Origin of the sequence: Lysinibacillus sp. A4 (genome assembly GCF_024919535.1) — a bacterium.
Lineage (GTDB): Bacteria > Bacillota > Bacilli > Bacillales_A > Planococcaceae > Lysinibacillus > Lysinibacillus capsici.
Genome location: NZ_JANWTB010000001.1, coordinates 293,187 through 314,667 on the forward strand (window position 1 = coordinate 293,187; position 21,481 = coordinate 314,667).

A 21,481-nucleotide genomic window follows, 5' to 3' on the forward strand; every position below is an offset into this window, starting at 1 on the left:
CAATTTGGATAGAAAGGCAGGTGATACATATGATTTTTGAAGTTAAAAAGCCTGGTAAGAAAATTAAAGATACCCTTGCTGAACTAGGCTCAGATTATGAAATAAAACGTGTTGATTTATGGAACAATATTTATCGTGACTTAGGAAATGGTTACGAACTATTTGTCGGCGAAGTAGATAATACCGATAAAGATTTCAATGTTTCGGTTTCTGTTTATCAAAACAAACCAAACGTTAAATCTGTTGAAACAATCTCCAATATTAAATCCACAGAAGAATTAAGAACTATTTTGAATGAGCTAGTAATCAAATATTACTAATTCGAAATGTTTTCAGTAACACCATTAAATCTTGGCGGTTTAGTTGTTTTCTCTCTACAAGTAATTCAGCTTCCGCCAATGATTTGTCATCAACGACTTCAAATCTACGCCACAAGGTTTCAACTGTTTCTTCCTCATACTTTTTTCTACCAGTGACTACATTCGCAATACCATCTTGGTATGGTTTGTTCCCAACTGAATGACCATTATTTTTTTCCTCACTTGTTGTTCTGGCAACTTGTGAGGTCTTTTTATCAGCCATACTTTTCACCTCATCTTTCATTAAAAACTCATACCGTCATTGGCTCGGTATCACAGCGCATCACATATTTGGAAATTTTTAAGCTAAAAAATTAGCCAATTGTATTGACGAAAAGTATCCAATAGTATACTATTTAGACATAGCTAAATAAGACTTATAAAAAGCCTGATAACAACACTTTGACCGTTCCCCAACGATAATGTGTATTAATTATTGGTTGTCTTTTTTATACTCTTTTTGCTAATAATTTAGCTTATGTGAACATAATAATACAACTGGATACATACGTCAACAATAAAGTATCCAATTGTATAATTTATTTCACTTAAGCAACATGAAAGGTTGGTATTATGCTGTTCGATAGAGTAAAGGAATTATCTGAACAACGTGGTGAAAATATAAAAAATGTTGCTGTGAAATTAGGTTTTAGTGAAAATGCATTTTATAAATGGAAAAATCAAAGTCCTAAATCAGAGACTTTAGAGAAAGTTGCTGATTATTTCAATGTATCTGTAGATTACTTACTTGGTCGCACTGATATAAAAGAACTTCCAGATAACAAAGTACAAAATATCGCTGCGCACCATGATGGAGATGAATGGACTGAAGAAGAATTGGAGGAAATTGAAGAATTTAAACGCTTTGTAGCCATGAGACGAAAGGCTCGTCAACAAAAAGGGGAGTAGCCTATGCATTTATATGATGAATTATTGATTGAGTGTGACAACTTGGATGTAGAGGTATATGAAAAAGATGATATGAAAAGCAAAGGTTTATATGCTGATAATATCATTTGGATAAATAAAATGTTACCTTCCATCATTGAAAAATATTGCATACTAACAGAAGAGATAGGACATCACCATACAACTACTGGTGATATCCTTGATCTAACTAGTATAGAGAATCGCAAACAAGAGTTGAGAGCACGCAGTTGGGCATACGAGAGACTTGTTCCTTTTTCAAAAATAATACAAGCACATAAATTACATATAGTGAATCGTTATGAATTAGCTGATTTTCTTAATGTAACAGAAGACTTTTTAGATGAAGCTCTTGAGTGGTACAAGAGTAAGTACGGTTTATGTGTAACTATTGATAATTTCACAGTTTGCTTTGAACCATTAGGCGTAATTGAATTGTTTGATTGGATTGATAGACCACTATTAAAATACGGAACATGATAATTATTTTAGATTACTATAAAAAATTTTTACCCTTAAATAGAACGTATATTCTTAAAGGTGGTGATTACTATGTGAAACCAATGTAAATTATTTTTATAAAAGAAAGGAGAATAATCTTGGCAAGTTATACAGTTTTACCACCTACCAAGAAAGGAGAACCTCGAATAAAAGTTACTGTTGAGCATGGGTATGATGAAGATACTGGTGAACGACTTAGATATACTAAAACCATACGTATGAAATCCATGTCTGATCGTGCAATAAAGAAAGCTATTACAGATTTCGAAATTGAAGTATCAAATAAAGAAGATGAAAAGTTAAAAAAAGTTGAAAATATTAAATTTGTAGATTTTATTGATCAATGGATGAATTTGTATGTTAAAGCTGAGTTGTCTTTTAAAACACGAGATACTTACAAAGTGAGCTTGAATAACGGTATTATAGAGGATTTAGGTGACTATAAACTTTCTAACATCAAAACTCTGCATCTAGTAGAATGTCTAAAAAGATGGAGAGAAAGATGCCCTAGTGTAGCAAAAGGACAATATACAGTTTTAAAAAGTATCTTCTCCAAAGCTATTGAATGGAAATTAATTAAAGATAATCCTATGGACAACATTAAATCTCCTCGTTTGGAACCTAAAAAGAAGGCCTTAGAATTTTACGATGAAGATCAGTTAAAACATCTTTTCAGAGTATTAGAAAACGTAAATCCTAAACACAAGATCCAGATTAAGTTGGCAGCAATGGTTGGACTTCGACTAGCAGAAGTAGCAGGATTATGTGTGGAATCTTTTGATTTTGACAATAATACTATCTATGTAGACAAAACTCTTCAATTTGATATTGAAATTAGAAAACTAAAAATTTTACCTCCCAAAAACAAAAAGCCTCGATTAGTTAACGTCCCTAGTAGTTTGATGCGTGAACTAAAGTTATTTGTTGATGGCTATTTGGAGCTTAAAAATGAAATGGGTAATGCTTGGAATCCGATAAAAGATGATGATGGAATCCCATTAAATTTAATCTTTACAAAATCAGATGGTTATCCATCAAAGCCTGCTGCTATAGATCTTGCTTGGAGAAGAATTATTGAAAAGTACAATTTACCAAAGTTGAATTTTCACGCTTTACGACATTCATATGCTTCATTTATGGTCAGTCGGAATGTAAATTTTAAGATCATTCAGGAGCAACTAGGTCACTCTGATATAAAAATGACAATCAACACATATAGTCATTTAACCAAAAGAGATAAAAATGAAGCAAGTGACCATTTCGATGATTTAAATTAATTGGTCACTTTTTGGTCACTTGCTCATTTTTTCATCATATTTCTGCAAGCATAACTCCCTAAAATTACAGCCACGGCAATGCCATTTTTCTTGTGTTTGTTCAAAGTCCTCGATGTCTACAGGCTCGTTGGAAAAAATATCAGCCTGATACTTTTTCATTTCTAAAACACTGCGCTGAAACGTATACAAAATGTTCTCCATATCGATGTCTGTAAAACTATATTTCTTGCGCTTGCCTGTTAATAAATATTCATTATAGACCTCGATTTGCGCTAGAGACACACGGTATTTTTGCTGAACATAGTAAGCGTAGAGGGCTAATTGCTGACGGTCATCATCAGACTCTCCACCAGTCTTCCAGTCAACAATAATCCATTTATCCCTCAGTTCATCATAATAATGAAAGTCCATAACAACGAATACCTGGACATCTTCTATTTTCATGGAGCGGAATTGCTCTGGTTCTCCGATACGGAGAGAGCCTTTTTGTGAGGTGATTTGCTGGAATGTTTCACTCATTAAAAAATGATTAAAAACAAGTCGTAAACGTTCTTTATAGTCTTGCACAAGCTCAGGAGAAAGGGTGCCATGATAATAGATTTCCTGCATCATATAATACTTATTTGGTTTTTGCCTCCAAAATTCAAGACGACGAGTGGAGTCAATAAAGGCTGCATTCAGCTGCCCGCGCCCCAATTGAATTAGCTCCTCTACTGTTGGAGCTTTTCCTGTTTGTAAATAATCATTAATGGCCTGCTCAATGTATCGATGGACAATTTGCCCAAATAAAATAGGCATCGATTGCAGCTTTTTTAAGCGATACACCTGTTGATGATATGGCTCCACATTGTAACTGAGCCACCCGTTATGTGAAAAGTAATATTCATAGCCGTATTTGCGGGCACAGCTTGTCAATGTTTTATGACGCGATAACGACCACGAAAAGGTTGGATAGGGTGAAATTTCAAACAGGACAATCACCTCCTAAAGCTGATGGATGAAATCATAAACAAGCTGTATAATCAGCACAATCGTTACAATACGCAGTAAAAGCTTTACCTGATGTGCTTTCACTTTTCTGGCTAGCACAAGCCCAATTTGTGCACCAATCGTCGAGCCAATCATTAAAATAAGCGTTAACGGCCATTCGATTTTCCCTGTAGCAATATAGGTAATCGCTGCTCCTGAGCACATTGCAAATACCCCTACCCGTGATAGCCCCACGGCTTTAATATAGGAAATCTTCTCATGTGCATATGTATAAAGCGCCAATGTACTACTGCCCGGACCAAACATACCGTCATAAAAGCCAACTCCAAGAAGGATAGGACCGTTTTTTCGATTCATCGTAAAACGTTCCTTGTCGCCAAAATCAGCTCCACCCATAAAGGACATGACAAGCGCAAAGCCAAGTAAAATAATAGCAATGAACGTTAATGATTGACTACTCATTAATGAAGCGAAAAGTCCCCCCAATGTACCTCCGATTAAAGAGACAAGTAACACCGACCGCATTTCGTTCCATGCTAATTCCTTACGTTGATAAATTGTATAAAAGCTTGAAAAAGCACTCACCATATTGGACACTTTATTTGCGCCAATAGCCGAATGGACGGGTACACCCATTAGCATCATCGTTGGCAAGGTAATTAAGCCACCACCCCCAACTAACGTACCAATGACATTCCCAATGATGCCAATAAGTAAAAACAACAAGTATTCCATAATATCCTTCTTTCCCTAACACAAAAAGCAATCATTCTATGATACAGTATAACAGATTGTTATTATCAATGATGATGGAAATGAGGAGCAAGGATGCATATACAACAAAAAACACCTACACCACGCTTTTGTCACCAGTTAACGGTTATTGTGGCGACTATTTTTCTAGCTGGCATTACAGCGACACTCATTCAATACGGCAAGCTCCCTGCCATGATTCCTGTCTTGCAAAGCTTCACGAGTGACCATGCCCAATTCGGTCCGAAAATTGCTATTTTTTATTTACCCTTTGTGGCTCTTATGCTCTTTCTACTTTTACACTATTTAGAGATAAAGGCAGCTTATCCTGTGATGCGTAAAAATAAAGCACCTCTCTCCCATAAACAGCGACAAAATGGCATCCTTACGTTTTGTCTCATCAAAAATAGTATTCTATTGTATTTTACCTACTCCCTATTCAATGACCTGACGGTAGCTCTAGGTCGTGAACGTATTTTACAACAATGGCATGCTTACTTATTTTTACTGCTGTTATTTGGCATCTTCATGATAGGGATTGTGCGAGGCATTTTGTTGGCTAAAAAAAGTTAATGTAAAAAAAGAGAGCATGTTTTAACAATAAACATGCTCTTCTTAGATTAATTATTATTCAATGGATGTCATTAATTCATAAAAATATTTTTTCTCCTGCGTCTCATAAAGCTTATACCAAGCATGTAATGTTTCAGGTGTAAAAACATCTAGTAGCCTCAAAACATGGTAGGCAAAATCCAAAGGTGCAATGCCAGATGCCGTTACTAAATTTCCTTCAGTTACGGCTGGCTTCTGTTTAAAATGTTCATCCCCAATATAATGTGGACAAAGCATCTTCAAGTATTCGAGATCGTTGCTCGTATGTTGTCTTGTATCAAGCAAACCAACCTTTGCGAGACCAAATGTTGCACCACAAATTGCAGCTACGAAAACATCTTCATTCAACGCTTTTGAGACTTCATTCAATATAGGCTCATGAATAGATTCTAGCCATGTATTGCCTCCTGGGAGAATCAAGACATCCATGCTATTCAAGTGACATTCAGCAACGGCCATCGTTGGAAGTATGGTGATGCCACCCATCGTCGTAACAGGACTTCTATCAATCCCTACTGTCATCACCTCTAAAGGCTCTAACCCCTTTTTAAAATATCTACCTGTATTTAATTCGGCCATTAAATACCCTATCTCCCAATCTGCCATCGTATCAAATACATAAAGATACACTTTTCTTGTCTGCATAATAAACACTCCTTTTATTGAAACTATGCTTAGTATAAAAAAACTTTACTGACATTCTCCGTCAGTAAAGTTTTCATTTTCATAAAAATGGATGAGCTCATATAGAACGTCAATTATCTTTTGCTTTAGACTTATGGGTTCTACTACTTGGATTGATTTTCCATAGGGAAAAAGTAAATAGGGTACATATGTATGTAGTGCTTCCTCATCTACTAAAAATATTGCGTTCTTATTGGTGCGTTCTTGGAGGTGATACTTTAAAAACCAATGCTGACTGATTGCATCCACAGCACTTGTCTTTCCACAAATGATGAAGGGCACAAGGTTCTGTTTATCTTCGGCTTGGGGAAAAAGGCTTTTCATAAAAAAATCACTGGCAGAGAAAGATTGTGGTCGTTGGAAGGGAATGCCTGTTTGATGCAGACTACTAATTCGGCCTACTTTAAAAGTACGGATTTCATTTCTTACATGACAAAATGCAACGACATACCAGTTTTGTTTCCAATAAACCAAACCATATGGATTAACCACCCTAGACTTAGATTGCTCTTCATTATTAGTATGGTATTCCATTTCTATAGATGTTCTCTTTACTATACTCTCTTCTAATTTTTTTAACAGTGGCTCCAAGGAGGATTCATCTGGACCGATTATCTCGAAACCTTGTAAATGCTGTTGAATCATTTTTTCTTGCTCTTGATTTGAATACATTGTAAGCTTTGCTGTTGCACTGTTTAATGCCTCATCTAAAAAATAGCCAGCTTCTTTTGCAAAAATAGAAGCATGAAGTAATGCCGCTTTCTCATCAACATCAAAAATAAGAGGACTTTTAATAAAATTATTCAACAGGGTATATCCTCCATGATGACCTGTTTCAGCTATAATCGGCACACCGCTGGCAGAAAGTGAGTTAATATAGCGGTAAACGGATCTGATATTAATCTCTAATTTTTCAGCGATTTCTTTCGCGGTAATTTTCCTACCTGAATTCAACATCCATAAAATCTGCATCATTTGATCCATTTTAGACAAACATTTTCACCTCATTGAATTAATTTATGATTTCTGACACAAAATCAGGCTACCTGATACTGTTATCAAGTAGCCCTTCCATTATGCCTTTACCAATTCATCTTCCATTTGCTTAAAATTATGTATTAAACCGTATTTCTGTATGCCACGTGCTTGTTGGATGCTGGCATCCGCGAATTGGCGGAAATTAGCCTGATCCTTTATTGTACAGGCATAGACCGCTTCAATTGCAAGTTGCATCCACGGCTGTGTTAGTTTATCACTTCTCATATCGGCCGCTCGACCTTCCAGCGCAGCAATATAGCATAGTGCATAGCTAGTTAAAGGCTCCTTATCAATTTGTCTTGCGGCTACTTTAGCAGCACCAAGATTCTCCTCCATAATGGCCTTAATAAAGAGGTAATTGTACTTAATGGCTGGCTGCTTATAATGATGGATGATGACATCGATTGCCTGAATCTGTTCCTCTTTTGTCCCGTAAGCTGATGCATAGAGAGCAGCAAATATAGGCTCTTTTCGGTGATTTTTAACCCATTTATCCACCTGCTCCATATTGTTTGTGCGGTATAAAATATGTATATGGCGATAAATCATCCCTACCGCAATTAATGCAAATATCCCAAGAGAGATGGATAGACGAACACCCGCTAAGGACAGCGTCAATGCCAATAAAATAATAGCTAAATAAAAGAATGTTAATTTAACAATTTTCATATTACCTCCTACTGTAATTTCCTACGCATTTTACGAGAAAAGATATAGCCTGCCCCTATAAAAAAGATAAGAGCCATCACTTTCATAATAGGAATAATAAACAGCTTGCTAATAACGACTACAACGAGGATATAATAGACAACCATCGCCAGTAAAAACAATGTCAGCTTATTCACGAAGTTCCCTACTTTCCTTTAGTGCCGCCTCAATCGCTGCTAAAGCTTTTGGACCCATTCCATGAAGATGAGCTAATGTAGAAAGCTCAACTCTTTCTAGCTGCTTCAATTCTGTATAGCCCGCTGCATGTAATGCGCGAATTGCTGGTTTTGCTACTCCCTTAGGCCACTCTGTCATGCTTGCACGTCCCTTCACGAAAAAATCTTCTCTGCCCTATTATGCAAGTGACAGCAAAGAAATGCAAATAAGTCAAAATTTAAACATATACAAGCACGCCGCTATGAAATTTACGATACTATGGATACTCCAGCTAGTGACAATGGAACCTCCAGCAATTCGTTCGTTCACCCAGCCCATCACATAGCCAGCAAGCGCTGTAGTAAGCACAACTAATAAGATTACATGAAGCGGAAGCACCGACCATAGCATGGCCCCATGAACACAGCCAAAAACAATACTTTGCAAGAGATTTGCTACTTGAAAATCAAAAATCTTCATCAATCTCTTTAATAAAAAGCCGCGAAATAATAGCTCCTCTGATAAACCTGTTTGAATAATAGCGTAGAAAAGTGCTGGAATGACGGCAGCAGCTCCAAGTCCCGCGAATTGATTCGCCGCTAGCAAGGAGCGATCAATATAGAAAAAGACTAGCGCAAAGCTCGGTATTAACATCGTGAAAGTAGAAAGTACAATGTACATAGCATACCTTCCCTTGTGCACAATAATAGGCTTTTGCAATCCTATCCACGTTAAAAAGAGCTGTTTTTTTCTCGCTGTACAAAGCCACCAAATAAACGGAATCACTGAAAATAACATCACTTGCAAAATGGCACTGATTAAACTATTCATCATCTTATTTCCCCTCCTGTTTACTACAAGCATAGAAGAAAGTGCCATTTTTTTCAATAGATATTTAACGATAAACATTAAATTATTTATCTTTATTATTAATTATTAAATGTTTTACAATAAAAAACGATGTCTAAGGGCTTCTCCTTTGTCTTTTCAGTTACTTTCATTTATACTCAATTACAGATATTAAAGGTCTGTAATAGAGACGATAAAACACTGGAGGCTATCACAATGCGTACATTATCTACACAATTATTAGAAAAGGCACAAACATATGAGCACAGCACAAGAATTTCAGTGCCTGCCTATGACACATTATTTGCCGTGACACAAGCCTATTTCCGCATGCATTTAGGAGAACAAGAAGCATCCCTGCTTGTTGTAGGAGCTGGTGGGGGCAACGAGCTTTCTGCATGGGGACCAACAAACCCTAAATGGATGTTCACTGGGGTTGATCCATCTGAGGAAATGCTCCAAATTGCACAACATAAAGCCGTGCAACTGGATATTGAAAGTCGCGTTCAGCTACTACAAGGAACAATTGAGCGCTTACCCCAATCAACACCGAAATTCGATGCGGCAAGCTGTATCCTAGTTCTTCATTTTATTGAAGATCGACAGGAGAAACTCCATCTACTGCAAAATATTCACAAGCAATTAAAACCTGGAAAGCCCTTTGTCCTCGCTTGTGCCTACGGAGAACGAGAAAGTGACGAGCTACAAGATCGCATCAAAATATGGCAAAGCTACTTTTTAGAGACCGGCTATACAAAAGAAAAGGTAGATAGCATGGGCAAGGGCATCATGAATATTTCCTTCCTCTCCGATCAAGAAATCCAACAGCTATTAAGTGAAGCGGGCTTTCAAAATATTACCCGCTTTTTCTCATCAGGTCTCTTCGCAGGATGGATGAGCCACGCCTAACCACAAAGCCCCCACCATAGTCACAATCAATGGTGGGGGCTGAAACTTAGATTTATAGTGGTATTGAGCGGGCTCTCCACCAACATCCATCACATCGAAAAAATTACCAATAAATACTGTAATAATAAACAGTTTCATCAATCGTCATGCCCATTTTTTCATAGAGCTTCTGTGCTTGGACATTATCTCTGGCAGTTTCTAGCATCATGTAACGCGCATCTTCCTGCTGACAATAGCTATAGCATTGCTCCATCAACGCCTGTGCTACACCTTGTTTTCTGGCTTGTTTCGCCACAAATAAATCATTTAAGAGAAACGCTCGTTTCATAGCTACGGATGAAAAGACTGGAAACAATTGTGCAAATCCAACTGGCTCCTCCTCCAAATATGCCAGGAAAATAATAGACTCTGCTCCCATTACTCGCTCCTGTATAAACTGCTCAGCTTGCTGTAAATCAGATGATTGTCCATAAAATTCACGATAGGCATTAAATAATGGGACTACGTCTCCCATCGTTTGCTGTGTCACCATACAAATTTTCATATTTTAATCTCCATTTCCTTTTGATTGTCCTTCTAGTATGATGGTAGTAAATAATCTGACATTTCAAAAGAAACAGTTCCAAACATTTTAACATGTCAAGGTGGTGCCTGATGGACGATTTTATCTTTCTATTAACAGAAAAAGAGGCAAAATATAAGCAAGTGTACCAGCAAATTAAAGCACTTATTATGCAAGGTTCACTTCAAACAGATGATTCCCTGCCCTCTATACGAAAACTTGCAGATACTTTACAGGTCAGTCGTAATACTACATTAACCGCTTATGAACAGCTTGTAGCAGAAGGATATATACGTGGGGAGGGACGAAAAGGCTATTTCGTCAATGCACTAGAGCAGGTTTTTCTAAAGGAGCAGGAACAGTCCCCTATGACACAGCCAAAAAAGAAGGCTGCATCCTATCTTGTAGATTTTCGCGCTGGGGCTGTCGATCAGCAACATTTTCCCATGAAAACATGGCGCCAAATTGCCAATCAAGTATTACAGGAATCAACCTGTTACGAATATGGAGAACTGTTTGGAGAATCAGTGCTAAAGGAGCAGCTTGTGCAATATTTACTGCAAGCAAGAGGGGTTTATACAACGAGCGACAATATCGTTATTGGTAGTAGCACACAGCAAATGCTCTTGTATCTTGGATTTTTACTAAAAGAATCTTTCCCAAGCATTCTTTTGGAAGACCCTGGCTATGATGGTGCACGGGAAGCCTTCCAGTTACATCACTTCGAAATAGAGCCACTACCTGTAATGGAAACAGGAGCTCAACTTGACATACTCCAAAACTGTCAATCACGCTTAATGTATGTCACCCCGTCACATCATTTCCCATACGGTGTGTCCATGTCTATTCAGCAGCGACAGACCTTAATACAATGGGCTCAACAAGTCGATGGTTATATTCTAGAGGATGATTATGATGGAGAGTTTCGCTATACGCAACAGCCATTTCCTGCCCTTGCTTCCATCGACTCATCAAGGGTAATCTATCTCGGCACCTTCTCTAAATCGTTTTTACCAGGTGTGCGTTTAAGCTATATGGTGCTACCAAATGCACTTGTTCAGCCCTATAAAGAGCGTTTTGCTCATTTTGAACAAAATGCTTCGTCCCTCCATCAACGCACAATGGCCCAATTTATGGCGCAGGGGGAATGGACACGCCATATTAAACGAATGCGTTTGACCTATAAACAAAAAATGCAGCACCTTGTACAGGAGCTACAACGACATTTTGGTCAGCAAATAACCGTGTTAGGTGAGCAATCAGGACTCTATGTATTAGTGAAGATAAAGTCTCCACTTTCTGAGCAGCAGCTGATCCAACAGGCGGCGACTTACGGTGTGAAGGTTTATCCGACAAGCCCCTTTTTTATCCATCAAAAAAATGAGGAACCAATGCTGCAATTAGGCTTTAGTAAATTAGCGTTGGAAGAAATCAAGCTGGGCATCGAGCTGTTAAAAGAGGCGTGGCAGCCATAACCTTCAACGTTACGGCTCTTACCATACCACTTAAAAATAATCAATAAATGTTGGGATACCTACTGGTAAAACCGCCTCGAGCAATGCAATTTCCTCTGTACGTCCCTGTAATCGTTCAATTCGTTCTAAATAGGTTGGACGTTTGTAGCCTAACAGCATAGTAGCCAGTGTTTGCACTGTTAAATGCACAGCATTCATGTCCAACGTCTCACTTACCTTCTGCACAGAAAGGTTTCCATCTTTCATTTTAATGATGTAGGTGCCATTATTCCACGCCACAGTGCGATCACTGACAGCTAGCTGAAGCTCGAAATTCTGACCAATAAATGGATAGCGCAGTAAAAATTCTTTGACATCGACGATTCTTGCCATGAAATAAGGCGATACCTTTTGAATGATCTCACTGTCCTCTAATAGAAAGGCTACCGCTTCATTACCGGTTGTTTTCCCGTAGACATTGTAGACCATCGAGCTGTGAGCCGAGACGAAATTCCATAAACCTTTACGAGCCTCTTCCTGCAAATAGACGATTTCATCAATGTAATAATTTTCCTCCATAATACGATAGAACATGTAGCCCTGTGCCACATCTTCTTCATCATAGTAGACCGCTGCCTGAAGGTTCACATCACTATCTATAAATTTCTCCTCCCAGAAATCCTCCTGAAACTTCTCGTTCCAGGCAATACTATTGCGCACCATTACCCCATGCGTTTTCTGCGCATAGCGTGCGTAGATAGCCACCACATCCTCATGCTTCGGATCAACTCGGCGAATTTTCCCATTAAGCCCTGCATAATGTGGAAGCTGTGTATCCTTCACTTGAAATTCCACAATATCACTCATAATTTCCCATCCCTTTTTGCGGTAATAAGGGATAGAATATGGAAATAAATAGGATATATAATGTCCTTCATTTCGCATACTTTGCAGACTTTCAATTATCAAACTCTCCATTAAGCCATGTCCCGAATATTCAGGGTATGTCCCAACTGCTGTGATGCCACCCATTTCATAAATCTTGCCATGCACATTCACCTCAAAAGGCAAACTTAAAATTTGCGATACAAGCTGTGAACCATCAAACCACCCGATAGCATGCCCTTCATTAAATTGCCTACTCTTAGCATTCACAAAGCGACGATCCTTGTGAATGGACATTGACATTTGAAAGACATAATTCAGTAAATCAATGGACTGTGCCATTTCATCCAATCGAATTTCTCGCATGATTAAGCCTTTTCGTTGATTCATGATTCCCTCTCCTCATCAAATAACTCTCTTAATATCGACTGTGGTGCATCTAAAAAACGTTTGGTCACAATATAATGAATGGTATCCTCATAGCGAATGGATTCAATTTCTCCTTGATCAAAACTATAAATCGTTGCATTCGGATAGCCAAGCAAAATGGGTGAGTGTGTAGCAATAATAAATTGTGCCTCATGCTCAAGGTCCTTGATTATTTTCAGCAAGCTCAGCTGCCTCGTTGGTGACAATGCCGCCTCAGGCTCATCCAATAAATAAATGGCTTTACCCTTAAAACGATTCATAAATAACGCAAGAAAGGATTCACCATGAGATTGATGGTGTAGTGATTTCCCACCAAAAGCAGCATATTTGTTTGGATGGCGCTCTAACAAATCAATATGACTGGCAAATTGATAAAATGTTTCTGATCGAAGAAAAAACCCATTCGATATTTTTGGCAGCCACGACAAACGGATATATTCCCCCAATGAAGATTCCGCCTTATGTACTTCATATAAATTTTGACGACCACCACCAGCCGTATTGAAATCGCAACGATCAGCAATCGCCTCCAGTAATGTTGATTTCCCCGAACCATTTTCCCCAACAAAGAACGTCACATTCGTTGGGAACTCCAGCTCATGCAAATCCTGCAAGCTTGGAATATTAAAAGGATACTCCTGTTTATTGGGAATCGTATCCTGTAACACCTTACATGACTTTAAATACATTTCATTTCCTCCTTACTCTTATTATAGCGAACATCCCTCAAGCTGAAACGTAATCCACCTACCTGTTTGATTGAAATGTTACCTTTTTATGTATCCACCCAAGCCAGCCCAACATAAATAGCCTAAAACAGCTGACGAAGTCCCTACCATTTTCACAACTCGCTATGAGATATTTCCCGAGAAATAAATAAAAAACATGTCGAAAGTTGCAATTACTACCTGTAGTATCATGTCATATTTTTGATTTTTTTATAAAAAAAGTGGACATTGACCTCCTCTCTAACTGATTAAGTGAATGATTTCCCTGCAACATGCAGTAGTGTTTTCCATTGCAATTTTATTTCGCAGTGGCTTGCTGAATGATTGTCTCTAATAAGCGGGGTGTCTCTCTTTTCGATTACCTTGGAACCCTTTCTGAGCGATTCCATCCACTTTTGGATTACTTTCATTACCTAAATTGATCCGATTCAAAAAAAGGCTCAATACCTATTTCTTTTAATAAGAATTTCCGATGACTTCTTTTATCTACCAAATGTTGTTTAGGTATTAAAATTTCTTCTCTTAATCGCTGAAACAAATTCGGGTTATGCTCTGGAAACCATTCCTCATATCTGACCCCTTGATTTAATTCTATTTTTATTAAAAATAAAACAATATCTTCATACATATAGGGGAATTCTTTCTCTATCTGCTCATGATGTGCTAACAATGCATAAAGATAATCTTTTAAACGATAAAATCGCTTCTGGTCTAATGAATTCGAGCTCCATTTTTTATTTTCCTCCCACTCTTGTATGGGCTGAAATATCTGAAGAGAACCCGTTTCCCAAGTACCCAGCATACAAGTAAATGCAGCTATAGCGTATTTTCTCGTTTCATCATCTGGATCTCCAAAATATTTATAGTATTCCTCCCGATACTTACTAAAATTTCCGCTAGTATGATAACCTCCAATAGCAAAACCCTCCAACCCCCGTTTTGCTTGTTCTATGATATTATTTGTCATTCTACTTACTCGCCTCCTTTTCTTTACTATCTAATCATGTTAATATAACGTGATATTAACATAATTAACCAACCGGCAATGTAAAATATATTTATTCCATTCACCCACAATATGACTATTAAGTATTGTATGGGATTCTACGCCTCTTTCCCCTCACTAAGTTATAAACTTCTATAGGAAACTAATTACTAGTTTTCCTCTGTGCTTGGCTCTCTCATTTTATGATTACCTTCAGTAACTCGATGAGCGGGTTTCCTCTCTTTATGATCACCTCTAACGGCTTTTCGAACGGTTTCATTCATTCTTTGCTCACCATCTCCAAAGTTCTAACTATTATCTTTCGCTCATAAATTGAGTAACAATCAAAAGTCAGAAGGAGAATCGCGATGTTTGTGACGCATTACTACGAAAACAAGACGTCCGTTTTAAGTCAATTGCTCGTCAAGCTTCCTACTGTGGAAGAAGATATTCGCATTAAAGGGCGCAAGGCAAAGGTGTTGGAGGTACTTCAAGTTGATGACAACAATTTTCATGTGAAGATATTATTCGAAAAAATCCCTAAAAAGCAGCCTCTTAAAGAGCTTGGAAAGAAAAAGAGATAATCAACTAAAACATGGTTTATTCCCTTAATTTTCGGGAATAAAATAGGTAATGATTGCGAATCATTCACTTTAAATTTCTTCAAGCAAAACCGTTGACTTTTTAATTGATAACAATTATCATTATCAATAGATTATTTCTTTCTCCAAATTGCTTCATTCAGAATCCCCCTCTTTTTTGAATAAGCATGTATCAAACGGATATTCTTACATCAGACTAAGAGTATCCGTTTTTATCTGTACATGAGGAGAACTTTACATACTAAAGGAGCTGTTTTGACATGGATTATCGTATTGAAAAAGACACTATGGGTGAAATTAAAGTACCTGCTAATAAAATTTGGGGCGCGCAAACACAGCGCAGTAAAGAAAATTTCCAAATTGGTACAGAACAAATGCCAATCGAGCTTGTGCAAGCTATGACAATCCTAAAGAAAAGTGCGGCGATTGCGAATAATAAACTAGGCAAACTTTCTGATATTAAAGCAAATGCCATCGTGCAGGCTGCAGATGAAATTTTAAATGGTCAATGGGACGATCAATTTCCTCTTGTGGTTTGGCAAACTGGTAGTGGTACACAATCCAATATGAATGTGAATGAAGTCATTGCTCACCGTGCGAATCAACTATTAGAGGATGCAGGTGAAGCGGACCGTATTCATCCAAATGATGATGTCAATAAATCACAAAGCTCAAATGATACATTCCCAACAGCATTGCATATTGCGGCTGTTTTAAAAGTGGAAGATTATTTATTACCAAGACTACGTTTATTAAAAGCAACTTTGGAAGATAAAGCAGCTCAATTTAAGGACATTATTAAAATTGGTCGTACGCATTTACAGGACGCGACACCTCTCACATTAGGTCAAGAAATTAGTGGTTGGGCAGCCATGCTCTCAAAATCAGAGCATATGATTATCCAAAATATTGACTATATGAAGGAGCTTGCAATTGGTGGAACAGCAGTCGGTACAGGAATCAATGCTCACCCTGAATTTGGTGATCGTGTGGCTGAGGAAATTAGTGAGCTAACAGGCAAACAATTCACATCAGCTGCAAATAAATTCCATGCCCTAACAAGTCATGATGAAGCAGTTGTAGCACACGGTGCATTAAAGGCTTTAGCGGCTGATTTAATGAAAATTGCCAATGACGTTCGCTGGCTAGCAAGTGGCCCTCGTTCAGGTATTGGGGAAATTACGATCCCAGAAAACGAACCAGGCTCTTCCATTATGCCAGGTAAAGTAAACCCTACCCAAAGTGAAGCAATGACAATGGTTGTCACACAAGTAGTTGGAAATGACGCAACAATTGCCTTCGCCGCTTCTCAAGGTAACTTTGAATTAAACGTCTTTAAACCAGTCATCATTTACAACTTCTTGCAATCAACTCGCCTATTAGCGGATACAATGAAATCATTTAACGACCATTGTGCAGTAGGCATTGAGCCAAACAAAGAGGTACTCGATTATCATTTACAAAATTCATTAATGCTTGTAACAGCGTTAAACCCATATATTGGCTATGAAAACGCAGCAAAAATCGCAAAACAGGCCCACAAAGAAGGCACGACCTTAAAGGCAGCAGCCATCGCAAGTGGCTTACTTACAGAAGAACAGTTCGATGAATATGTAGACCCAGCAACAATGATTTATCCGAACGTAAAATAATGAAAGCGACCATAAAAAGATTGAGGCTAATGGGCTTCAATCTTTTTTGTTTATGAGAAATATCTTTAGCATGGATGAAAGCAAAATTAAAAGACATGAATCTCGATAGACTATCGAATCCATGCCAAATAGCTTCCTAATGAAAATAATTGTATCTATCCTATGCAGTCACTTCATCGGAGAGTGGTTTATTCTGCCTCCTATGTAATCCATAACTCCATTACAGATGCTTATAACTAGTTAAAATTCTCTCAGCTTATTTTATCCAGCTTTACATTAAACGACAATTCATCGTCAATTAGATTAAACGTATCAGCTTTATCTTGTTTAGATAATTTAGAGATATAATGATAGTAGTTTGGTAATAATTCAAAATCATAATTTAAATAATCTCGTATTAATTGGTCATCTTGAAATTTTGAAACATCCCCGTCTAACAAATCATGTTTTATTAACTCTTTAGTGTTGTTCGTAAAATCAGATACTACGTATGAAAGAACATTGTTCTCATATCGTAAGTTTTCAGAGGCACCTGAATAATTTAATAAAGATAGTAATTTCGCATTATTAAAATTCTGTTGGTTAGTTAAAGATGAAATCTCCATTAAGTAAATCGATTCTAGGTGGTCATGATAAGGATTTTCAATATCTACTCCATTATACATTGCTTGTTTCTCAAAGGGTCTTATTCTCCCGGTTTTTAATAGTAATAAGTGATTATGATTGCTTAGATAGATGTTTTTGGAAGTATCTAATCTAAGTAAATTATCTCCGTTTGGAAGTAATGGATTTAATCGTTTTATCTCTCCTGTTGAAGTGTTTACTAAAAAAATACATTGATAAAAGGGATGTCCATAGTTAATTTCTCTTTTCGTAATAAAATACAATAAATATTGAGGATTAAGATAAATTAACTTGGAATAATAGCTTTCATCCTTAATTTCTTCAGAAGAAAAATAATTATTTAAATTTAATGTGATAGCATGTATTTGATTAAATGTTTCAAGATTAATTCTATAAAAGTTTATGTTATTTTTTTCTTTTAGACTAAAACAAAATTCATTATTCATAATATCCAAAGCAAACTCGTCATAGCGGGTGTCTAAACGTTGTATATTTTTGATCGTGCCGTTTTTTAAATTAATCTCACAATGCGCAATACTAGCATGTTCTAATAAAATAGCCTCGAACTCTTCTTTAATTTCATTTGTAGGAATTAGTTGTTTATTATTCAAAAATATTCCCCCTTCAATATTGCTAATAAATATTTCACTTTGAGCTTTTACTCCTTTCTGGCCTCTGTATAAAGAAGTTTTTCGAGTTCGTCCACCTTGCTCCCGTCTAATTGGTGTGTGAGCCCATATGTTTCACCCTTGCCATCGTTATTGATGATTACGTTGAGATCGTGAAGTAATTCAGTGAAATACGTAAAACACTTAGTTAATTCTCCATAGGACTCAGCTGTATCAAGACCTTGCTGTTTCTCAACCGATATTACATAATCCAGATGTCCCATCAAAATCTGCAGTACATTTAAATTTTCAAAATCCTTTTGAAGGTCTTCCCCTTGAACCCTAAAATATATCATTTCCTTCGTGAGACGATCTGCCCTTAGATAATATTCGTCTACGTCTGTTGTTTTGTTAATATCTTGGGCATGATAGGCAATCCAAGCTTCCAACGTTGGTTCAATCTCATAGTTATTGAAGCCTTCAGGGGTTGATACATCATTCCAGATTTTCGAAGGGTTTACTGCTGCTACGTGTTTGATTGTTGTTTCTTCTGTTTTTACCTGTTCCCCTTTCGTTTCTCCTTCCTCGGTACAACCTATTAACAATCCACTTATCAATAGTCCTGTCAATACAACATTTACGAGCTTCATCTCTCTCACTCCTCTTTAGAAGGTTAGCCATTTATTATAATAATACCTTACACTAGTTAATTTTTATAATATTTTCCATTTAAAAGTTACGTTTAACATGGCTGATTCTCTATGTATCTCGCAGTAATAGCAAAATTAAAAGCCACCCTCATGATGAGAGCGACTTTCCTAACCTCCTAATATTCACTTTTCAATAGGGAAAAGATAGCGAGATCCACATACTTCCCTTTTTCAAATTCATGTTGCCTCAAAAGACCTTCTTGAGAAAAGTTTAATTTTTCCAATAGTTTGATAGATGCTGTGTTTTCTGGCTCTATTTTTGCTTCGATTTTATTGATTCCCATGGATGTAAAGGCAAAGTGGATGATCGAACTTAAAGCCTCTTGCATCACACCCTTCCCCCAATAGTCAGGGTTTAAATCATAGCCAATTTCTATACGATTATGCTCTTTTTCATAATTCAAATAGCCACATGTGCCAATCACCTTGTTGGTCTGAATTTCCTCGATTACCCATCTTAAGCCTTTTTGTTCTTTAAAAATTTTCTCATACCAATTGATTTCATCAATAGCATCTTCAACTGAAGCAAACAATGGTAATGGCAGGTACTTCACTACATTTTCATTAGAATAAAGTCTCAAAATATCTTGGCCATCATCCATTATCCCTTTTCGTAAAATAAAACGCTCTGTTTCCAATTGAGGAAAAACCGTAAATTCGAATTGTGTATGCATACTACTCCCCTTTTTCACCATTTATTAGCATTTTACTATTGAATAATAACACAAAAATCTCTCATACTCTCTTTTACTGCTATTACAAATCACTCGTTATTATAGTAAATTGATTACAACCAAATGGCACCAACTCCGTCTAATAATTGAAAGGGTGTGGAAGATGCTTGAACATGTGAGAACATCAATAGAAGTTAGCGGTGAATGTAGTAAGGAGGAGAGGCTTGAATGGTTGATGAAGGCATACGGAGATGACATAGCACGTCTTGCCTTTACGTATATGAAGCACAAGCAGCTTTCGGAAGATATTGCGCAAGAAGTGTTTATAAAGTGCTATGAGCATTTAGATAATTTCAGGAATGAATCTTCCTATAAAACATGGTTATATCGAATTACTGTCAATCTATGTAAAGATAAATTAAAAAGCTGGTCTTATAGAAATATTGTTCTGACAGAATTTTTCTCAAAAATTAAGAGTACTAGTCAATCCCCTGAGTTGGAATTAGTCGGACAGGAGGATAAACGATTACTTTCTGAAAAAATCCTTGCTCTACCAATAAGATACCGAGAACTCATTATTTTCTATTATTATGAAGAGCTGTCCTATAACCAAATAGCTGATTTGTTAGATTTGCGTTTACAAACCATTAAGTCTCGACTTCATAGGGCTCGACTTATGCTCAAAAAATCAATGGAAGGGTGCAAGATAAATGAATGATATGTTTAAAAATATAGGCAAGGCATTGGATGACACGGCATTCCAGGACATTCATTTTAATGAGAAACATAAAGAAAAAGTAAGGCAGAGGCTTCGAAAAGATTACAAGAAACAGCCCCAATTCCAATCCATTTTCAATCATTTGTTACCTATAGCAGTCATTGGTTTTTTTCTTATAGGAGCTAGCTATTTTATGGTCACGGAGCTGACAGTACAACCAGTTGATAAGGGAGACCGTTCACAAGAACCTATAATGGAAACTACTCTTTATCATCCCCCGATCCAAGAAGAATTTTACGGGGATATGACGAAAGAGGATGTCGTGAGTAAATTATTAAATTCGATTGATTATTTTCACTCAGCAGCTGGAAAATTTGAAGAACATAAAATTTCTCAAGACGGTTCCACTAGAACATTGGGTGTTACTTATAAAGTAAGTACCAAAAAAGAAGTTGGAGGCTATGAAAAAATAATCGCTTTAGATGATAACACGACGGGAATCAAGAACGATACACAGGAGTACTTTTATAACAACAGAAAGAGCTGGTTAAAATATACAGCACTTTATGGACAAAAAGTTTATACAGTTAGTGAAACGAAACAGAAATCAAAACGAGACGTAGTTACTCCTGAGCAAGCTTTTAGTATTGACTTGAAATATCCGCCTATTTCATATAATAAATTGAGAGAAAGACCTTCATTTGGAAGTTCAAGTATGTCGTTATTCGCTTATGAGAAAGCTGCTAGTTATTTAAGAAATATGGAGCATTGGGAGATTGAAAAACAAAATGAAGCGTTGTTAGGTCATAATACAATCGTATTAGCTGGGAAAATGGATGAAACGGTGACAAATAGTGAAAATTTAAAAGGCACGACAGAAGCGTTTCGTTTTTGGGTGGATAAAGATACTGGGATTCTCGTTAAAAGTGAAACATATGACCAAAATGGTGAGCTGACAAGCTATGTTCATCCAGAAAGGCTTGAAGTGAATGTATCTATTGACCCACAAGAATTTATTCCAGACTTAGAGGGCTATCAGCTTCCTAGCAAACAGAAAAAAGATTGAGGCTTATTGCTTCAATCTTTT

At 37.0% G+C, this 21,481-nt stretch carries 27 protein-coding genes; 11 read left to right on the forward strand and 16 right to left on the reverse strand.

What is annotated here, in order from left to right:
- The first annotated feature begins 29 nt into the window (after positions 1–29).
- Entirely contained in the window at positions 30–320 is a 291-nt protein-coding gene (locus tag NY607_RS01835; protein ID WP_259419056.1) for a hypothetical protein, read from the forward strand.
- On the opposite strand, the gene NY607_RS01840 is transcribed toward NY607_RS01835, so the two are convergent.
- The gene (locus NY607_RS01840; RefSeq protein ID WP_259419057.1) at positions 307–582 is read right to left on the reverse strand and encodes a hypothetical protein; all 276 of its coding nucleotides are present in this window, start codon (positions 580–582) and stop codon (positions 307–309) included. The two genes, NY607_RS01835 and NY607_RS01840, sit on opposite strands and share 14 nt — an antisense overlap.
- Before the next feature lie 350 nt (positions 583–932).
- On the opposite strand from NY607_RS01840, the gene NY607_RS01845 reads away from it, so the two are divergent.
- The 3 genes from NY607_RS01845 to NY607_RS01855 all read left to right on the forward strand — a co-directional run bounded on the left by NY607_RS01845 (position 933) and on the right by NY607_RS01855 (position 3,064).
- The gene (locus NY607_RS01845) at positions 933–1,268 is read left to right on the forward strand and encodes a helix-turn-helix domain-containing protein (RefSeq protein WP_259419058.1); all 336 of its coding nucleotides are present in this window, start codon (positions 933–935) and stop codon (positions 1,266–1,268) included.
- 3 nt (positions 1,269–1,271) lie between these two features.
- On the forward strand, positions 1,272–1,766 hold the full coding sequence (locus tag NY607_RS01850; RefSeq protein WP_259419059.1) for an ImmA/IrrE family metallo-endopeptidase: 495 nt from the start codon (positions 1,272–1,274) through the stop codon (positions 1,764–1,766).
- 119 nt (positions 1,767–1,885) lie between these two features.
- Positions 1,886–3,064: a tyrosine-type recombinase/integrase gene (locus tag NY607_RS01855; protein WP_259419060.1), complete on the forward strand. Its 1,179-nt coding sequence runs from the start codon at positions 1,886–1,888 to the stop codon at positions 3,062–3,064.
- A 15-nt stretch (positions 3,065–3,079) separates the two neighbouring features.
- Here NY607_RS01855 and NY607_RS01860 read toward each other — a convergent pair whose 3' ends face one another.
- Complete coding sequence (locus NY607_RS01860) at positions 3,080–4,036, reverse strand: PD-(D/E)XK nuclease family protein (protein ID WP_310794743.1); 957 nt, start codon at positions 4,034–4,036, stop codon at positions 3,080–3,082.
- A gap of 12 nt (positions 4,037–4,048) precedes the next feature.
- A complete protein-coding gene (locus NY607_RS01865) occupies positions 4,049–4,789 on the reverse strand; it encodes a sulfite exporter TauE/SafE family protein (protein WP_115674016.1) in 741 nt (246 codons plus the stop codon).
- 93 nt (positions 4,790–4,882) lie between these two features.
- Between NY607_RS01865 and NY607_RS01870 the strand changes: the two genes are divergently transcribed.
- On the forward strand, positions 4,883–5,380 hold the full coding sequence (locus tag NY607_RS01870) for a hypothetical protein (RefSeq protein WP_009370976.1): 498 nt from the start codon (positions 4,883–4,885) through the stop codon (positions 5,378–5,380).
- Between the two features lie 54 nt (positions 5,381–5,434).
- On the opposite strand, the gene NY607_RS01875 is transcribed toward NY607_RS01870, so the two are convergent.
- From NY607_RS01875 to NY607_RS01900, 6 genes are all read right to left on the reverse strand, one after another.
- Positions 5,435–6,064 (reverse strand): type 1 glutamine amidotransferase family protein, encoded by a 630-nt coding sequence (locus NY607_RS01875; RefSeq protein ID WP_259419062.1) that lies wholly within the window; start codon positions 6,062–6,064, stop codon positions 5,435–5,437.
- Positions 6,065–6,109: 45 nt separating this feature from the next.
- Positions 6,110–7,096: a helix-turn-helix transcriptional regulator gene (locus NY607_RS01880; RefSeq protein WP_259419063.1), complete on the reverse strand. Its 987-nt coding sequence runs from the start codon at positions 7,094–7,096 to the stop codon at positions 6,110–6,112.
- An 81-nt stretch (positions 7,097–7,177) separates the two neighbouring features.
- On the reverse strand, positions 7,178–7,810 hold the full coding sequence (locus NY607_RS01885; RefSeq protein WP_259419064.1) for a hypothetical protein: 633 nt from the start codon (positions 7,808–7,810) through the stop codon (positions 7,178–7,180).
- An 8-nt stretch (positions 7,811–7,818) separates the two neighbouring features.
- A complete protein-coding gene (locus NY607_RS01890; RefSeq protein WP_016993359.1) occupies positions 7,819–7,986 on the reverse strand; it encodes a hypothetical protein in 168 nt (55 codons plus the stop codon).
- A complete protein-coding gene (locus tag NY607_RS01895; protein WP_048390683.1) occupies positions 7,979–8,164 on the reverse strand; it encodes a helix-hairpin-helix domain-containing protein in 186 nt (61 codons plus the stop codon). Before NY607_RS01895 ends, NY607_RS01890 begins: the two co-directional genes overlap by 8 nt.
- Before the next feature lie 72 nt (positions 8,165–8,236).
- A complete protein-coding gene (locus NY607_RS01900) occupies positions 8,237–8,839 on the reverse strand; it encodes a CPBP family intramembrane glutamic endopeptidase (RefSeq protein WP_054550943.1) in 603 nt (200 codons plus the stop codon).
- Between the two features lie 231 nt (positions 8,840–9,070).
- On the opposite strand from NY607_RS01900, the gene NY607_RS01905 reads away from it, so the two are divergent.
- Entirely contained in the window at positions 9,071–9,763 is a 693-nt protein-coding gene (locus NY607_RS01905) for a class I SAM-dependent methyltransferase (protein ID WP_259419065.1), read from the forward strand.
- A gap of 103 nt (positions 9,764–9,866) precedes the next feature.
- Here the strand turns inward: NY607_RS01905 and NY607_RS01910 are convergent, their stop codons facing one another.
- A complete protein-coding gene (locus NY607_RS01910) occupies positions 9,867–10,307 on the reverse strand; it encodes a GNAT family N-acetyltransferase (RefSeq protein WP_009370971.1) in 441 nt (146 codons plus the stop codon).
- 110 nt (positions 10,308–10,417) lie between these two features.
- On the opposite strand from NY607_RS01910, the gene pdxR reads away from it, so the two are divergent.
- Positions 10,418–11,800 carry a MocR-like pyridoxine biosynthesis transcription factor PdxR gene (gene pdxR, locus NY607_RS01915; protein WP_259419066.1) on the forward strand — a complete coding sequence of 461 codons (1,383 nt, stop codon included), beginning with the start codon at positions 10,418–10,420 and terminating at the stop codon, positions 11,798–11,800.
- Positions 11,801–11,830: 30 nt separating this feature from the next.
- On the opposite strand, the gene NY607_RS01920 is transcribed toward pdxR, so the two are convergent.
- The 3 genes from NY607_RS01920 to NY607_RS01930 all read right to left on the reverse strand — a co-directional run bounded on the left by NY607_RS01920 (position 11,831) and on the right by NY607_RS01930 (position 14,788).
- On the reverse strand, positions 11,831–13,054 hold the full coding sequence (locus NY607_RS01920) for a GNAT family N-acetyltransferase (protein WP_259419067.1): 1,224 nt from the start codon (positions 13,052–13,054) through the stop codon (positions 11,831–11,833).
- Complete coding sequence (locus NY607_RS01925) at positions 13,051–13,782, reverse strand: AAA family ATPase (RefSeq protein WP_048390527.1); 732 nt, start codon at positions 13,780–13,782, stop codon at positions 13,051–13,053. The genes NY607_RS01920 and NY607_RS01925 overlap by 4 nt, the downstream gene beginning before the upstream one ends.
- 448 nt (positions 13,783–14,230) lie before the next feature.
- Positions 14,231–14,788 carry a hypothetical protein gene (locus NY607_RS01930; RefSeq protein WP_259419068.1) on the reverse strand — a complete coding sequence of 186 codons (558 nt, stop codon included), beginning with the start codon at positions 14,786–14,788 and terminating at the stop codon, positions 14,231–14,233.
- 386 nt (positions 14,789–15,174) lie between these two features.
- Here NY607_RS01930 and NY607_RS01935 point away from each other — a divergent pair, with 386 nt between their 5' ends.
- Entirely contained in the window at positions 15,175–15,390 is a 216-nt protein-coding gene (locus NY607_RS01935; RefSeq protein WP_004228943.1) for a hypothetical protein, read from the forward strand.
- 278 nt (positions 15,391–15,668) lie between these two features.
- Positions 15,669–17,060 carry a class II fumarate hydratase gene (gene fumC, locus NY607_RS01940; protein WP_115674005.1) on the forward strand — a complete coding sequence of 464 codons (1,392 nt, stop codon included), beginning with the start codon at positions 15,669–15,671 and terminating at the stop codon, positions 17,058–17,060.
- Positions 17,061–17,311: 251 nt separating this feature from the next.
- Here the strand turns inward: fumC and NY607_RS01945 are convergent, their stop codons facing one another.
- The 3 genes from NY607_RS01945 to NY607_RS01955 form a co-directional block, all read right to left on the reverse strand.
- Complete coding sequence (locus tag NY607_RS01945) at positions 17,312–18,295, reverse strand: hypothetical protein (RefSeq protein WP_115674004.1); 984 nt, start codon at positions 18,293–18,295, stop codon at positions 17,312–17,314.
- Positions 18,296–18,342: 47 nt separating this feature from the next.
- Positions 18,343–18,942 (reverse strand): hypothetical protein, encoded by a 600-nt coding sequence (locus NY607_RS01950; RefSeq protein WP_054550937.1) that lies wholly within the window; start codon positions 18,940–18,942, stop codon positions 18,343–18,345.
- A gap of 176 nt (positions 18,943–19,118) precedes the next feature.
- Positions 19,119–19,676 (reverse strand): GNAT family N-acetyltransferase, encoded by a 558-nt coding sequence (locus NY607_RS01955; protein ID WP_048390456.1) that lies wholly within the window; start codon positions 19,674–19,676, stop codon positions 19,119–19,121.
- 163 nt (positions 19,677–19,839) lie between these two features.
- On the opposite strand from NY607_RS01955, the gene NY607_RS01960 reads away from it, so the two are divergent.
- Positions 19,840–20,394, forward strand: coding sequence for a sigma-70 family RNA polymerase sigma factor (locus NY607_RS01960; RefSeq protein ID WP_054550936.1), 555 nt, complete (start codon positions 19,840–19,842; stop codon positions 20,392–20,394).
- Positions 20,387–21,460: a hypothetical protein gene (locus NY607_RS01965; RefSeq protein ID WP_054550935.1), complete on the forward strand. Its 1,074-nt coding sequence runs from the start codon at positions 20,387–20,389 to the stop codon at positions 21,458–21,460. Before NY607_RS01960 ends, NY607_RS01965 begins: the two co-directional genes overlap by 8 nt.
- The last annotated feature ends 21 nt before the right edge of the window (positions 21,461–21,481 follow it).

Bases quoted from the DNA above. Each gene is read 5' to 3' on its own strand.
- NY607_RS01835 (WP_259419056.1), top strand. From the start codon at position 30: ATGATTTTTGAAGTTAAAAAGCCTGGTAAGAAAATTAAAGATACCCTT.
- NY607_RS01840 (WP_259419057.1), bottom strand. From the start codon at position 582: ATGGCTGATAAAAAGACCTCACAAGTTGCCAGAACAACAAGTGAGGAA.
- NY607_RS01845 (WP_259419058.1), top strand. From the start codon at position 933: ATGCTGTTCGATAGAGTAAAGGAATTATCTGAACAACGTGGTGAAAAT.
- NY607_RS01850 (WP_259419059.1), top strand. From the start codon at position 1,272: ATGCATTTATATGATGAATTATTGATTGAGTGTGACAACTTGGATGTA.
- NY607_RS01865 (WP_115674016.1), bottom strand. From the start codon at position 4,789: ATGGAATACTTGTTGTTTTTACTTATTGGCATCATTGGGAATGTCATT.
- NY607_RS01870 (WP_009370976.1), top strand. From the start codon at position 4,883: ATGCATATACAACAAAAAACACCTACACCACGCTTTTGTCACCAGTTA.
- NY607_RS01875 (WP_259419062.1), bottom strand. From the start codon at position 6,064: ATGCAGACAAGAAAAGTGTATCTTTATGTATTTGATACGATGGCAGAT.
- NY607_RS01885 (WP_259419064.1), bottom strand. From the start codon at position 7,810: ATGAAAATTGTTAAATTAACATTCTTTTATTTAGCTATTATTTTATTG.
- NY607_RS01895 (WP_048390683.1), bottom strand. From the start codon at position 8,164: ATGACAGAGTGGCCTAAGGGAGTAGCAAAACCAGCAATTCGCGCATTA.
- NY607_RS01900 (WP_054550943.1), bottom strand. From the start codon at position 8,839: ATGATGAATAGTTTAATCAGTGCCATTTTGCAAGTGATGTTATTTTCA.
- NY607_RS01905 (WP_259419065.1), top strand. From the start codon at position 9,071: ATGCGTACATTATCTACACAATTATTAGAAAAGGCACAAACATATGAG.
- NY607_RS01910 (WP_009370971.1), bottom strand. From the start codon at position 10,307: ATGAAAATTTGTATGGTGACACAGCAAACGATGGGAGACGTAGTCCCA.
- pdxR (WP_259419066.1), top strand. From the start codon at position 10,418: ATGGACGATTTTATCTTTCTATTAACAGAAAAAGAGGCAAAATATAAG.
- NY607_RS01920 (WP_259419067.1), bottom strand. From the start codon at position 13,054: ATGAATCAACGAAAAGGCTTAATCATGCGAGAAATTCGATTGGATGAA.
- NY607_RS01925 (WP_048390527.1), bottom strand. From the start codon at position 13,782: ATGTATTTAAAGTCATGTAAGGTGTTACAGGATACGATTCCCAATAAA.
- NY607_RS01930 (WP_259419068.1), bottom strand. From the start codon at position 14,788: ATGACAAATAATATCATAGAACAAGCAAAACGGGGGTTGGAGGGTTTT.
- NY607_RS01935 (WP_004228943.1), top strand. From the start codon at position 15,175: ATGTTTGTGACGCATTACTACGAAAACAAGACGTCCGTTTTAAGTCAA.
- fumC (WP_115674005.1), top strand. From the start codon at position 15,669: ATGGATTATCGTATTGAAAAAGACACTATGGGTGAAATTAAAGTACCT.
- NY607_RS01950 (WP_054550937.1), bottom strand. From the start codon at position 18,942: ATGAAGCTCGTAAATGTTGTATTGACAGGACTATTGATAAGTGGATTG.
- NY607_RS01955 (WP_048390456.1), bottom strand. From the start codon at position 19,676: ATGCATACACAATTCGAATTTACGGTTTTTCCTCAATTGGAAACAGAG.
- NY607_RS01960 (WP_054550936.1), top strand. From the start codon at position 19,840: ATGCTTGAACATGTGAGAACATCAATAGAAGTTAGCGGTGAATGTAGT.
- NY607_RS01965 (WP_054550935.1), top strand. From the start codon at position 20,387: ATGAATGATATGTTTAAAAATATAGGCAAGGCATTGGATGACACGGCA.